Here is a 13,259-nt window from a genome sequence, read left to right on the forward strand (position 1 = left end):
TGCCTGGCTTCAGTGTGCGGCAGGACGGGTGACCGGCGTTACAGAAATTCCGTTCATCGGAACAGGCTTAGGGCAATCAGGACTCAGCCAGGCCCCGGGCGATACCGCGGGCCGCCGTCTGCAGTGCAGGGACCAGGGCTTGCAGCCGCATTTCACGCAGGGGAACCACGACGCCGAGGGACGCCACCGCGCGGTGGCGGCGGTTGAGGACGGGAACGGCTATGCCGCAGGTGTCCGGATCCACCACGCCTTTCAGCTGTGCGAAGCCCTGCCGTGAGGTGTCGGCGAGCAGGGTGCGCACGTCGTCCGCAGCCAGTTTTCCGTACGGGTCGGCGAACTGGCGCAGGTACTCCTGCTGCAGCGCCTTGTCCTGATGGGCCATCAGCGCCAGCCCGGCGGACGAGATATGAATGGCCATCCTGCCTGCCACCTGGGCCCGGTTGGCCACGGAGCCCCGCCGGGAAAGCCGCTCCACGAACAATGCCTCCCAGCCGTCCAGCACCGCCAGGTTCACGTTCTGGTTCAGCACCTGCTGGATATCCTCCATGAAGGGCATCGCCGCCTGCCGCAACGCCAGCGCCGGTGAGGCGCGGTTCACCAGTTCCCACAGCCGAAGCCCCGGCCGCACCAGTCCGCCGGGGGCGGTCTCCAGCAGCCCATGCCGGGCAAGCTGGCCCACCAGCCTGTGCGTGGTGGTCAGCGGAAGGCCCGAACGCTCCGCAAGTTCCGACAACCGAAGGTCGGTGGCGTCCTGCGGGAAGGCGGAAATCAGCCGCACAATCCGGTCCACCACCGAATCGCCCGAGCTCGAGTTCGCCACCGCCGCCACCTTCCGTTGAACGGGAAGTCCAGCGTACCGCGCCGGTGCGGCCATAGGGTGTGGCCGGGGAGGCGCTCAGGCCGCCGCCGGCCCCTGACCCGCCCTGCTCCGCAGCCGCCGCCACGCGCCGGGGGCAAGCACCACGGCAATGCCGACGGCGGCGCCGATGACTGTCTCGATAATGCGGTCGCGCAGCAAAATGGACGCCGAGGCCGGGACCACCAGCAGTGTTGACACCAGGGCAAGGGGCGTGACGAACACCTGGGCCACCAGGTACTGGCGGATGATGAACATCTCGGCGCCGAACTGGCAGAGCGCCATTACCAGCACCGTTTGCCAGGGCTCCAAGCCCAGCAGCAGGACGGCCGCCAGCACCAGCAGGCCCAACACCGTGCCGATGATCCTCTGGATGCCGCGGCGTACCCGGTGTCTGGTGGTGTGGCCCACCAGGGGAACCACGGCGGCCACCATCGCCCAATAGTTGTGGCCGAATCCAAGCCGGCCCCCTGCCCACGTAGCCAGTGAACCGGCCAGGCCCGCCGCCACCAGGTAGCCGAACCCCTCAAGCCACGCCGTCCGCTTCTCCGCCGGGGTGCGCCGGATGCGGGGCGGCCTGGCCCAGGGGGTGCGGTGGCTGGGAAGGACCCGGGACGAGAAGCCGATGAGGAGCGCGAACACCGTGGTGAGGACCGACACCAGCATGCCCTGCCACAGCGGCGGCTGGTTGGGGATGGATGCGATCGCGGCGAAAGCGAAGATGTGGAAGAGCGACCCTGCCGGGCGCAGCCGCAGCCAGGAGATTGCGACCGAACAGGCGCCGGCCACCAGGGTGGTGGCAAGGACCAGCAGCCACGTGTGCGCGGCGGCATCAAGGCCCAGCGCAGGACCCAGCCGCGCCGCGAGGGCGGCCAGGAAGACCACCAGCAGCATCAGTAGCCCGGCCCGCAATTGCAGCACAAAGCGCACGGCGTGCGGCTCACCGCGGCCGTAGATTCCGGTGAAGGCGCCGAATGACGCGAAGATCGCCAGGTCCAGCCTGCCCAGCAGCACAAGGGTGATCAGGGGTACGAAGACGCCGACGGCGCACCTGAGCGCCGGGTGGTGGTCCTTGTTGCCGGGGCCGATGCTGAACATTTCAGCAAACATCTTCACGGGGGCAGCGCCTTCCTTGGGGTGGATTCAGGTGGCGGCCGCGCTGACGTTCCTGGTAAATCCTACGGCCCCGACCCCCGGCACTGCCCGGCACGTTCCCATGAACGGAATCAGGAGGCAACGCGGCGGAAACAACGCCACATGATGCTTGAGTCATGAAGCGCCCTACGCACAACACGCCCGCCGCTGACCTGAGCTGCGAAGTCTGCGGCCAGATGCCGGAGCCGCCCAAGGCGCGGCTTACCCTGGCCAACGTGGCCGTTATGCTGCCCATCGAGCTTCTGGTCCATGCGTTGGTAGTGGAGACCCCACTCCCCTACGTGGCGAAAGTATTGGTACTGACGCTCACCGCCACCGTTCTGGTCATCTGGGTGGCCGAGCCGTCCGCCGCCCGGATCCTGCGCGGCTGGCTGCATGCCCCGGCGTTGCGGCACCGCAGGCAGCTGGCAGCGGCCCCGTCCTTGTGGCGGGCGCGGACGCTGCTCCAGGACCAGCCCGGATCGCTGCAGCGGATCACGCGGGCGCTGGCGCGGCTGGATACCAACATCCTTGGAATCCACGTCCACCCGGTTACGGGAGGCGTCCTGGACGAATTCGTGCTCTCGGCTCCGGGTGACGTGGGCGAGCGGGAGCTTTTGGATGCATTGCGCGACGGCGGCGGGAGCGGTTCGCACGTTTGGCCCACCACGGCGCTTGCCATGGCTGACGGGCAGACCAGGGCATTGAGCCTTGCGTCGAGGATCGCTGCCGCCCCGGAAGAACTGCCCCTGGCGGTGGCCGAGCTGCTGCACGCAAAGATTGTGCCGGCGTCGGACACCCGCCCTAAAGCGGACGACGACAGGACCAGCCTTAAGATCCCCACGGCATGGCACGGCCCCATCACCTTCTCCCGGCCAGGCGAGCCCTTTACCCCCGCGGAATCGGCCCGCGCGCACCGGCTGGCGGAGCTGGCTGAGACTGTTTCGCACCACCGGGCGGGCTCGCCCTCGTAGGCCAGCGCGCAGTCACAATCCGTTTGCGGGACGTCCCGGCCAGCCGGAGAGGAAAAACCCTTGACAGTGGCGGGAGTCACTTCTACCTTTGATTTTGGGATCCCAAATTGGGATCCCAAAAATGGGTTTCCGCTCCGCGCTCCGGATCGTCCAGCGGCTGCTCCCTCTGTAGGCAGGCCAGGCCCGCCGACTACGAACCACGCATCTTTTTTGCCCCTCCCCATCCGTAAACTTCCCCGTGAAGGAGAAGCCGTGTCCATCCCAAACACTGAAACAACGGCACCGTCCGACGAGGCCGCTCCCGGTATTGCCGAAAAGCCCGGAAAGGACGGCACGCAACGGCGCAGCGCCGTCCGCTGGCGGCTGTTCCTGCTGCTCCTGGTCCTGGTGTCGGTCAACTACATCGACCGCGGATCCATCTCCGTCGCCCTGCCCATCATCCAAAAGGAATTCAACCTCGCTCCCGAACTGGTGGGCCTGCTGCTGTCCGCCTTCTTCTGGACCTACGCCCTGATGCAGGTTCCCGTGGGCTGGCTGATCGACAAATTCGGTCCACGCAAGGTCATGACCGCCTCCTGCCTCGGCTGGGGCGCTGCCACAGCGGCGTCCGGCATGGCCGGCGGCTTCCTGAGCATGTTCATCGCCCGCCTTGGAATCGGCGTGACCGAAGCCGGCGTGATGCCTGCCGGCGGCAAGCTCAACGCGATCTGGATGCACAGGTCCGAACGCGGCCGCGGCGCTACCATCCTCGACGCCGGTGCGCCCTTGGGAGCAGGCCTTGGCGGCATCATCATCGCCAGCCTCATCGCCTCCACCGGCAGCTGGCGCTGGTCCTTCGTGATCGCCGGCGCCGCCACCGTCCTCATGGGACTCGCCGTCTGGTGGTACGTGCGGGACAATCCCCGCCAGCACAAGGGCGTCAACGACGCCGAGGCCGCATATATCGAAGCCTCACACAAGGCAGAGGACGCCGAAGCAGCCGCGGCCGGCAGCACGGGCAGGCGCGGCCTGCTCCCCTACCTCAAGTTCCGGTCGTTCTGGGCAATGTGCCTGGGCTGGCTGGGCTTCAACGGCGTCTTCTACGGCCTGCTGACCTGGGGCCCGCTGTACCTGGCCCAGGCCAAGGGCTTTGACCTGAAGACCATCGGCTGGTCCACGCTGGTGATCTTCGGCGCCGGGTTCGTCGGCGAAATCATCGGCGGCACCATCGCCGACAAGTGGCGGGCCTCCGGCGCCTCAGCCAACCTGGTGATGCGCACCCTCCTTGGCATCTCCAGCGCAGTGGTGATCGGCGGACTGGTGGGCGTCACGGTGGTCCCTGACGCCACCACCGCCGTGGTCCTGCTCTCGCTGGTCCTGTTCTTCCTGCGCTGGGTGGGCCTGTTCTGGAGCATCCCCGCCATCCTCGGGGGACGCGCCAACGCCGGCGTCCTGGGCGGTGCGATGAACCTCAGCGGCAACATCTCTGGCTTCGTCACCCCCATCGTGGTCGGCCTGATCGTTGGAGCCACCGGCTCCTACACCTGGGCGCTGCTGTACTTCGTGGGTTCCGCGGTGATCATGGGCGCATCAGTCCTGACGCTGAACTACAACAAGCGGCTTCCTGTCTAAGCTGACCCTCGCAGGGAAACTTGCAACCAACGCCCCCGCAGCCGGGAGCAGTGCCGCACAAAATCCGAATGGAGCATCATGCTGACCGCCGCAGAAGAGACCCAGGACAAGGACCGCCCCCTCCGCGAGACTGTCCGGGACACCCTCCGCACCCGGATTTTCGAAGGACACTACGCTCCCGGCACGCGGTTGGTGGAACGCGACCTGGCCGCCGAATTCTCCGTATCCCGGCTGCCGGTCCGCGAGGCCCTGCGGATGCTCCGGCAGGAAGGGCTCATCAGTGACCGCGGCGCCCGCGGGGCTGAAGTAAGCAGCCTCAGCCCCAAGGACGTTGAGGACCTCTTCGACGTCCGCCAGTCCTTGGAGGTATTGGCTTGCCGGCTCGCTGCCAAGCGGGCCACCAAGGCCGACCTCGCCTACCTCAAGGCATTGCTGGACAATGCGGAGGCGTTCCTGGCCAAGGGTGCGGTGATGGAGGCGCACCGCTCCAACAGCGAATTCCACGACGCCATCACCCGCATCGCAGACAACAACTTCCTCAAGTCCGCCCTGGAACCCCTCCAGGGCCGGATGCACTGGCTGTTCCGGCACGTCAGCGACCTGCCCGAACTCATCGCCGAACACCGCGAGCTCTACGCCGCAATCGCAAGCGGCGATCCGGACAAGGCAGCCGCCCAGTCCGCATCACACATCGGAAAGTACCGGGAGCAGTTCCCGGAGGACTTCCAGAAGACCGAACCAGAATTCCACCGGAAGAGAAAATGAAACTCCTGGTCATCAACCCCAACATCAGCGCCGATGTCACCGCACTGATCGAATCCGAGGCGCGCCGATCCGCCTCCCCCGGCACCGGACTGCTGGTCCGGACGGCCGGCCACGGGGTCGAATACATCGAGACCCGCTTCGAATCCCTCATTGCCGCCGGCGCGGTGGCCGAGATCATCGTCGAACACACCCGCCCCGGAACAGACCCCGTGGATGCGGTGGTGGTTGCAGCCTTCGGTGATCCCGGCATGCCGGCCCTCAAGGAACTGGCGGACGTACCCGTCATCGGCATCACCGAAGCCGCGCTGTGCGCAGCGGCGCTGCAAGGCCATCGTTTCTCAATTATCGCCATCTCGGACCGGATCAAGCCTTGGTACCGCGAGTGCGTGGAGCGTTTCGGCCTGTCCGGCAGGCTGGCTTCCATCCGCTCCATCAATGATTCCCTCAACAGCATCGCCTCCGTCCAGCAGGACTTCCGCGAAACCCTGCTGGCGCTCAGCCGGCAGGCCGTGGCCGAGGACGGAGCCGACGTCGTCATCCTTGCCGGCGCCCCGCTGGCCGGGCTGGCCCGCGAGCTCACGGGACAGATTCCCGTCCCCGTGGTGGACGGCATTTCCGCCGGCATCCGCATGGCTGAGGCCGTGGCCGGGCTGCAGTCAGGAACCCACCGCGCCGGCGCCTTCGCGCCGCCCCCGGCCAAGGACCGCAAGGGACTGTCCGGCAGCCTGGACGCCGCCCTCGCCGCCCGCCAGGAGCACGCCCGCGCCCCGCAGCCAACCGCCTGAATCCGACTTCACCAACCCAGACTTCACCAACCCAGGAGGACACCGATGTCCCACCAGCCAGACCTCGTCATCGCCAACGCCACGGTCGTCAACAGCACTGGCCGCCAGGAAGCCCACATCGTGGTTTCCGACGGCCGGATCGCCGCCCTTGTGGACGCCGCCCAGCCAGTCCCGACGGCGGACCGCACCATCGACGCCACGGGCAAGCTCGTGATTCCCGGCGGCGTGGACGGACACTGCCATGTGGCGCAGGTGACCGGCCGCTTCCGCACCCTCGACGACTACCGGACCACGTCCACCGCCGCGCTGTGGGGCGGCACCACCACCATCATCGACTTCGGAATCCCCCGCGACGCCCAGGAAACTCCCCTGGCCGCCGTCCTGCACAAGAAGGAACTCGCCACCCAGTCCCGCTGCGACGTCGCCCTCCACGGCGCCGTGGTCAGCTGGGATGAAACGGTGCCGTGGCAGCTGGAGCAGCTGGCCGCCGAAGGCGTCCGTTCGGTGAAGATGTACACCACCAACCGCGGCACCACCATGGCCGACGGCGGCACCATCCTTAAAGTCATGCGCGAAATGGTGCGGCTGGACGGCCTGGCGTACATCCACGCCGAACACGATCCCATCATTGCCGACTGCACCGAACAGCATGCCCAGGACGGCAGGATCGGCATCGAACACCTGCACAGGACCCGGCCCGAGCTGGCCGAGGAGATCTCCGTGAAGGAGACGCTGGCCATGGCCGAATACACGGGCGCGCCGGTCTATTTCGTCCACCAGTCCACGCCCGGCGCCGTGGATTTGGTGTCCGAGGCGCGGGACCGGGGGCTGGAGGCCTACTCCGAAACCTGCCCGCACTACGTCACCCTGGACGACACCGTCTACGCCTCCACGTTTCCGGAGTGGTTCGCCTGTTGCCCGCCCATGCGCAGCGCGGAAACAGTGGCAGCCCTCAAGGAGCGGCTGGTTTCCGGCGCCATCCACACCATGTCCTCCGACCACTCCTGCTATGACCTGTCCCAGAAGCGCGAGCGCACCGATGACCTACGTGCCATGCCGCATGGACTGCCAGGAGTGGAAACGCGGATGCCAGTCACCTTCACCGCGATGATTTCCGCCGGTGCAACCGTGGAACAGTTCGTCAGCGCCTTCGCTTCGGAACCTGCGCGGATCAACGCTGTTCCCGGCAAGGGCCGCATCACCGAGGGATTCGACGCCGACCTGGTGGTTTTCGATCCCGCCGAGGAACGCACGGTGGACGGCGCAGCCCTGCACATGGGAACGGACTTTTCACCCTTCGACGGGAACGCACTCACGGGCTGGCCCGCCGTCGTGGTTTCCAACGGACGCGTGGTCCTGGACGCGGCCGGCTTCCACGATCCCGGCACCGTGGGCCGCTTCATCAACCGCAACGGCTTCCGGCAGCACCAGTCTGCCGCCGAAGCCACCCAACTCCCCGCAGCCGCTCTCTAGGAGTCCCCATGCCTGCAACCACACGCCCACGCAGGATTGGCATGATCGTGCCGTCCTCGAACACCTGCCTGGAGCCACAGACCTACCGCCTCCTGGGGGGCCGCACCGATGTCACCGTGCATTCCACCCGGATCCCCGTAACCCGCATCGCCCTGGACGACTCGTCCAACCGGCAATTCGATCCCGCGGTCATGCAGGAGGCAGGACGGCTCCTGGCGACGGCGGATGTGGACGTGATCGCCTGGAACGGCACGTCAGGTTCGTGGCTGGGTTCCGAGCACGATAAGGAACTGGCCGGCGGGATCACGGCCGCCACCGGGATCCCGGCCACCACCTCCACCCTTGCCTACCTCGAGGCCTTCCGGACGTTCGGTACCGAACGGATCGGCCTCTTCACGCCTTACACAGAGGACGTGAACCACCAGGTCATTGCCTCGTACGAGCGCGAAGGCATCAAGACCGTGGACCACCGGGCCCTGGGCCTGAGCGACAACGAGTCCTTTGCCCGGGTCACCGACGAGGAAATGCGCCCGGGGTCCCTGGAACTCGCCGCCGCGGCTCCCGATGCCCTGGTGTACCTGTGTACCAACCTGTACGGGGCAAACATCACGGCGGAGATCGAGGAAGCCACCGGGGTTCCCGTGCTGGATTCCGTGGCGGTGACGCTCTGGCACGCCCTGAAGCTGGCCGGTGCGCCGCTGCTGGACCCGCGCTGGGGCCGGCTGCTGGGGTAGCTGGCCCCAGCAGCCGCAGCCCCTACATCCGCAGCGTCAGCGCTCCCGGCTCCATGGCCATCAGCACGTGCTTGCCTTCGCCTTCGTGGTCGCCGTCCAGCTGGTAGTCGTCGTTGTGCTCCAGGGTGATCTCTACAGTCTTGCCCTGGAAGTACTCCACGGAAGTGTCCTTGTTCTTGCCCTTGCCGATGATGCCGGCGAGCACGGACAGCCAGCCCAGCTTGCCGTGGTGCGGCGCCAGGACGGCAATGTCCAGCAGGCCGTCGTCGATCTTGGCATCCGGGAAGATCTCGAGGCCTCCCTGGACCTTGCCGCAGTTGCCCACCATCACGCTGCGGACACCCCGGTGGACTACCTCTTTGCCGTCAATCACCACGGTTGCCTTGACCGGTTTGCCGGGAAGGTTCCGGATGCCGGCGTCCACGTAGGCCAGCCAGCCCACCTTGTGCTTCAGCTCCTGGTTGGTGTCCGCCATGATGGTGGCGTCGTAGCCCATGCCGGCCATCACCAGGAACAGCTGCTCTTTGTCAGGGTCGCTGCGGCGGGCGCGGACTACGTCGATCTTCCTGTCGGTGCCCACAAGGGCTCCTGAAAGGGCACTGTCATAGTCGGTCACGTCGATGCCCAGGTTGCGGGCCAGCAGGTTTCCGGTCCCCAGCGGCAGCAGGCCCATGGGGATATCGCCGCCTGCAAGAACCTCGGCCACGCAGCGGACCGTCCCGTCGCCGCCGGCCGCGATTACCAGATCCGCTCCCTGGGCCAGGGCCTCCTTGGCCTGCCCGACGCCCGGGTCCTCCTCGGTGGTCTCGAACCAGAGGGTTTCGCCCCAGCCGTTCTCCTCGCAGTGCTTGGCCATGAGTTCGCGTACGTCGACATCCACCGTCTTCGCGGGGTTGATCACAATGGCGGCGCGTTTTGGCGAAGTGGAGCTGGTCTCAGTCATGGCGTCCTCTAATGGCGGATGGAAAGCAAGCTTCTGAGAGAAGGGTATCCCGGCGCGGGGGCCGTTCCACGACTACAGCGCCTTGACCGCGCCCAGCACCTGGGCCAGGGAGTCCTTCGCGTCTCCGAACAGCAGGGAGGTCTGGGGCTCGTACAGCAGGTCGTTCTCGATGCCGGCGAAGCCAGGGCGCATGGAACGCTTGAGGAACACCACCTGCCGGGCCTCCGCCACTTCGAGGATGGGCATCCCGTAAATCGGGGACCCGGAGGAAGTCTTGGCGGCCGGGTTGACCACATCGTTGGCGCCGACCACCAGGGCAACATCGGTGGTCTTGAACTCCGGGTTGATTTCGCCCATCTCCTTGAGTGACTCGTATGGCACGTTGGCCTCCGCCAGGAGTACGTTCATGTGGCCGGGCATCCGGCCGGCCACGGGGTGGATGGCGAAATCCACCTCGATGCCCCGGGCTTCCAGTGCCAGGGCCAGTTCAGCGGCCGTGTGCTGGCCCTGTGCCACCGCCAGCCCGTAGCCGGGGACGATGATGACCCGTTGGGCGTATCCCAGAAGAACTGCCACGTCCTCAGGTGAGGACGATCGGACCGGACGCTGACTCACGGCGGTGGAGCCCGCCGTCGAACCTCCCCGGAAAGCCCCGAACAGGATGCCCGCCACGCTCCGGCCCATCGCGGCCGCCATGGCCCGGGTCAGGATGGTGCCCGAGGCGCCGACCAGGGTGCCGGCCACCACCAGCAGAACGTTGCCCAGCACCAGGCCGGATGCCGCGACGGCCAGGCCGGTGAAGGCGTTCAGCAGCGAGATGACAATGGGCACGTCGGCGCCGCCTACGGGCAGGACCAGCAGGATTCCGGAGGCCAGGCCCAGCACCAGCAACAGGACCGCAAGGGGCAGCGACCCGGTGAGGACCACAGCCGCCCCGGCGGCCACCGCGGCGAGGAGGACCAGGGACATCACCACCGGCAGGCCGGGGAACACCACGGGCCGGGTGGTCATCAGTTCCTGCAGCTTGGCGAACGTGACGCCCGATCCGGCGAATGACACGGCACCCACCAGCAATGTGAAGACGATCGCCACCCGGACCCACGCATTCTCGGCATGGCCCAGCTCCAGGAGCGCCACCAGGGCCGCCGCACCGCCGCCCACTCCATTGAACAGCGCCACCAGCTGCGGCATCTGGGTCATCTTCACCCGCCGGGCCACCGGTGCCGCCACCGCGGAACCCACGGCCATGGCGGCCAGGATCCAGGGGATGTTCTCCAGCCGGGCGGACAGGAAGACGCTGGCGACGGCGATCAACGCCCCGAGTGCCCCCACGAGGTTGCCGCGCCGGGCCGTCCGCGGGGAACTGAGCCCGCGCAGGGCCAGGATGAAGCACACCGCCGCGGCGAGGTAGAGCAGGGAGGTCCAGACGGGGTCGAGGAGGCTCACTTGCTGCCTCCCTTGGGTCCTGTGACAGTCCGGGCCGCGTCCTTTTTGGCATGGAACATGTGCAGCATCCGGTCCGTCACCACGAACCCGCCCACCAGGTTCGCCGTGGCAAGCACGACGGCGAGCAGCGCCACCGCCAGGACCCAAGGGTCCGCTGCCTGGCCGGCGACGATGATGGCCCCCACCAGGATGATCCCGTGAATGGCGTTGGCACCGGACATCAGCGGCGTGTGCAGGGTGCTGGAAACCTTGGACACCACCTCGAAACCGACGAACACCGCCAGCACCGTAATAGTCAGCAGCGCTGTTCCGTCCATCAGGGCGCTCCTTCCTGCCCGGCCACAGCCGTGGCCGTCCGGACCGCCAGCAGGTCCGCAGTGGGCTGGTGCCGCACCTCCCCGGCGTGGGTGAGGCAGGCTCCGGCCACCACTTCGTCCTCGAAATCCAGCGTGAGGTTTCCGTCCCGCACCAGCAATGCCAGCAGGTTCGCCACGTTCTTGGCGTAGAGGCGGGAGGCATCCGATGCCATCGCGGAGGCCGGATCCTTCAGCCCCACCAGCGTGATGTGTCCCGTCCCGTCGGCCGTGGGAATCAGGACGTCCCGCCCCGGCACGGAGCCCTCGACGTTGCCGCCGGACTCCGCTGCGAGGTCCACCACCACCGAACCGGCGCGCATTCCCTGGACCATCTCGCAGGTCACCAAAAGGGGTGCCGGCCGCCCGGGGACCGCCGCCGTCGTAATCAATACATCCGATTGCGCCACGTGGGGTGCCAGCAACTGCCGCTGCCGGGTGCCGGCGTCGGAACTCAACTGCCGTGCATAGCCGCCCGCCGCTTCCACGGTCTCAAGGTCCAGCCGGACGAAGGTGCCGCCCATCGAAGCGACCTCGTCAGCGGAGGCGGGGCGGATGTCGTTGGCAAAGACCCTGGCACCCAGGCGCTTTGCGGTGCCGATGGCCTGCAGCCCCGCCACGCCGGCGCCGAGCACCAGGACGCGGGCCGGGGGGACGGTTCCCGCCGCGGTCATGTACAGCGGAAAGAACCGGGGAAGCCTGATGGCGGCCTCCAGGACGCAGCGGTACCCGGCCACCAGGGCCTGGGAGGTCAGGGCGTCCATGGACTGGGCACGGGATATCCGGGGCACCAGTTCCAGGGCAAAGGAAGTCACGCCGTTGTCCGCGAGCGCCTGCACGGCCGGCAGCTCGGACGACGGCGAGGCAAGCCCCACTGTCACGGCTCCCCTCTGCAGGGACGCAGCAGTGTGCGGGTCCAGGGGCCGGACGTGGGCCAGGATGTCGAGGACGGTGGTGTCCAGTTCCGGGACGATGGTGGCGCCAGCCTGCTGGTAGCCGGAATCGGCGTGCCCGGCGCCGTCCCCTGCCCCGGTTTCCACCAGGACGTCCAGCCCCATTCCCGCCAGCTGCCTGACGGTATCCGGAGTGGCTGCGACGCGACGCTCACCCTCCCGGCGTTCCCGCGGAATCCCCAGTTTCACCCGCCGACTCCTCTTCCTGACGAGCTGTGCAGCGGCTCTGCTGCACGCAGTTGGCTTGAGTCTAGAGCGCAGCGGGCCGTGACGGGAGTAGGCGGCGGAGACGGTGTGGGTAACGATTCACCTGTCAGCCCGAGTGCTCCCGGCGGCGTCCCTCCCGTTAGCACCCCCGCCGGCTCCGGCTGGCGCATCGAAGACTGCTACCCCCGGGCCGTGAGGTCCGCTGAAATCAGTTTGGCCGTGGCCACAATTTCCTCCGCCACGGAGGCCAGGTAGGCCTTAGGGTCCGGCTTGGCCTCCACGGACTGGGCCTGAAGCGATACGTTCACCGCGGCCACCACCTTGGGCCCGTCATACACCGGCGCGGCCACAGACATCAGCCCCAGCTCGAGTTCCTGGTCCAGCAGGCACCAGCCCTGGGCGCGGACGGTCTCCAGCACACCAAGCAATTCGGGCACGGTGCCCAGGGCGCGCGGCGTGAGCGGCTTGACCTCGGCGGCCGCCAGGTATGCCCTGAGGTCCGTGGGCGGAAGGTATGCAAGCAGCACCCGGCCCATGGACGTGGCATAGGCCGGGAAGCGGGTACCCACCGTAATGCCGACGGTCATGATTCGGCGGCTGGTCACGCGCGCGACGTAAGCGATATCGGTGCCATCCAGCACGGCTGCCGAGGTGGACTCGCCCAGCTTGAGGGACAACTCCTCCAGGTGCGGCTGGGCCAGCTGCGGCAGCGACAGCCCGGAAAGGTACGCGAACCCCAGCTGCAGGACCTTGGCGGTGAGCGCGAACGTCTTGCCGTCGGTCCGCACATACCCGAGCTCCACCAGGGTGTGCAGGAACCGGCGCGCCGTGGCCCGCGTGAGGCCGGTGCGGGAAGCCACCTCGGTGAGCGTCATCACGGGACGGTCGGCGTCGAAGGCACGGATCACTGCCAGACCCCGGGCCAGTGATTGGACATACTGGTCGCTGGCTTGTGGGGCGGGTTGAATGGCAGTCCCTGCGGCGTCGGTCATGGTGTCCAATCCTAGGTGCGGTGACGGGCGCAG

Annotated in this window: 13 protein-coding genes; 6 read left to right on the top strand and 7 right to left on the bottom strand. The window is 67.5% G+C overall.

Going from position 1 to position 13,259, the window contains the following annotated elements:
* Window positions 1–76: 76 nt before the first annotated feature.
* Both J7I84_RS13480 and J7I84_RS13485 read right to left on the bottom strand, forming a co-directional pair.
* The gene (locus J7I84_RS13480) at window positions 77–820 is read right to left on the bottom strand and encodes an IclR family transcriptional regulator (RefSeq protein WP_214945067.1); all 744 of its coding nucleotides are present in this window, start codon (window positions 818–820) and stop codon (window positions 77–79) included.
* 75 nt (window positions 821–895) lie between these two features.
* Window positions 896–1,972 carry an FUSC family protein gene (locus J7I84_RS13485; protein WP_214945068.1) on the bottom strand — a complete coding sequence of 359 codons (1,077 nt, stop codon included), beginning with the start codon at window positions 1,970–1,972 and terminating at the stop codon, window positions 896–898.
* Window positions 1,973–2,127: 155 nt separating this feature from the next.
* Here J7I84_RS13485 and J7I84_RS13490 point away from each other — a divergent pair, with 155 nt between their 5' ends.
* The 6 genes from J7I84_RS13490 to J7I84_RS13515 all read left to right on the top strand — a co-directional run bounded on the left by J7I84_RS13490 (window position 2,128) and on the right by J7I84_RS13515 (window position 8,332).
* Window positions 2,128–2,964: an ACT domain-containing protein gene (locus tag J7I84_RS13490; RefSeq protein ID WP_214945069.1), complete on the top strand. Its 837-nt coding sequence runs from the start codon at window positions 2,128–2,130 to the stop codon at window positions 2,962–2,964.
* Between the two features lie 252 nt (window positions 2,965–3,216).
* Complete coding sequence (locus tag J7I84_RS13495) at window positions 3,217–4,575, top strand: MFS transporter (protein WP_214945070.1); 1,359 nt, start codon at window positions 3,217–3,219, stop codon at window positions 4,573–4,575.
* A 78-nt stretch (window positions 4,576–4,653) separates the two neighbouring features.
* Window positions 4,654–5,340 carry a GntR family transcriptional regulator gene (locus J7I84_RS13500; RefSeq protein ID WP_214945071.1) on the top strand — a complete coding sequence of 229 codons (687 nt, stop codon included), beginning with the start codon at window positions 4,654–4,656 and terminating at the stop codon, window positions 5,338–5,340.
* On the top strand, window positions 5,337–6,125 hold the full coding sequence (locus J7I84_RS13505) for an aspartate/glutamate racemase family protein (RefSeq protein WP_214945072.1): 789 nt from the start codon (window positions 5,337–5,339) through the stop codon (window positions 6,123–6,125). The genes J7I84_RS13500 and J7I84_RS13505 overlap by 4 nt, the downstream gene beginning before the upstream one ends.
* Before the next feature lie 45 nt (window positions 6,126–6,170).
* Window positions 6,171–7,598 (top strand): amidohydrolase family protein, encoded by a 1,428-nt coding sequence (locus J7I84_RS13510; RefSeq protein ID WP_214945073.1) that lies wholly within the window; start codon window positions 6,171–6,173, stop codon window positions 7,596–7,598.
* 8 nt (window positions 7,599–7,606) lie between these two features.
* Window positions 7,607–8,332 (top strand): aspartate/glutamate racemase family protein, encoded by a 726-nt coding sequence (locus J7I84_RS13515; RefSeq protein WP_214945074.1) that lies wholly within the window; start codon window positions 7,607–7,609, stop codon window positions 8,330–8,332.
* A gap of 22 nt (window positions 8,333–8,354) precedes the next feature.
* On the opposite strand, the gene J7I84_RS13520 is transcribed toward J7I84_RS13515, so the two are convergent.
* The 5 genes from J7I84_RS13520 to J7I84_RS13540 form a co-directional block, all read right to left on the bottom strand.
* The gene (locus J7I84_RS13520) at window positions 8,355–9,275 is read right to left on the bottom strand and encodes a diacylglycerol kinase family protein (RefSeq protein WP_214945075.1); all 921 of its coding nucleotides are present in this window, start codon (window positions 9,273–9,275) and stop codon (window positions 8,355–8,357) included.
* A gap of 72 nt (window positions 9,276–9,347) precedes the next feature.
* A complete protein-coding gene (locus tag J7I84_RS13525) occupies window positions 9,348–10,721 on the bottom strand; it encodes an NAD(P)(+) transhydrogenase (Re/Si-specific) subunit beta (RefSeq protein WP_214945076.1) in 1,374 nt (457 codons plus the stop codon).
* On the bottom strand, window positions 10,718–11,038 hold the full coding sequence (locus J7I84_RS13530) for an NAD(P) transhydrogenase subunit alpha (protein WP_214945077.1): 321 nt from the start codon (window positions 11,036–11,038) through the stop codon (window positions 10,718–10,720). Before J7I84_RS13530 ends, J7I84_RS13525 begins: the two co-directional genes overlap by 4 nt.
* Complete coding sequence (locus J7I84_RS13535) at window positions 11,038–12,216, bottom strand: Re/Si-specific NAD(P)(+) transhydrogenase subunit alpha (RefSeq protein ID WP_214945078.1); 1,179 nt, start codon at window positions 12,214–12,216, stop codon at window positions 11,038–11,040. The genes J7I84_RS13530 and J7I84_RS13535 overlap by 1 nt, the downstream gene beginning before the upstream one ends.
* 197 nt (window positions 12,217–12,413) lie before the next feature.
* The gene (locus tag J7I84_RS13540) at window positions 12,414–13,226 is read right to left on the bottom strand and encodes an IclR family transcriptional regulator C-terminal domain-containing protein (protein WP_214945079.1); all 813 of its coding nucleotides are present in this window, start codon (window positions 13,224–13,226) and stop codon (window positions 12,414–12,416) included.
* Between the last annotated feature and the right edge of the window lie 33 nt (window positions 13,227–13,259).

This window comes from Arthrobacter sp. ISL-85, assembly GCF_018613675.1.
Classification (GTDB): domain Bacteria; phylum Actinomycetota; class Actinomycetes; order Actinomycetales; family Micrococcaceae; genus Arthrobacter.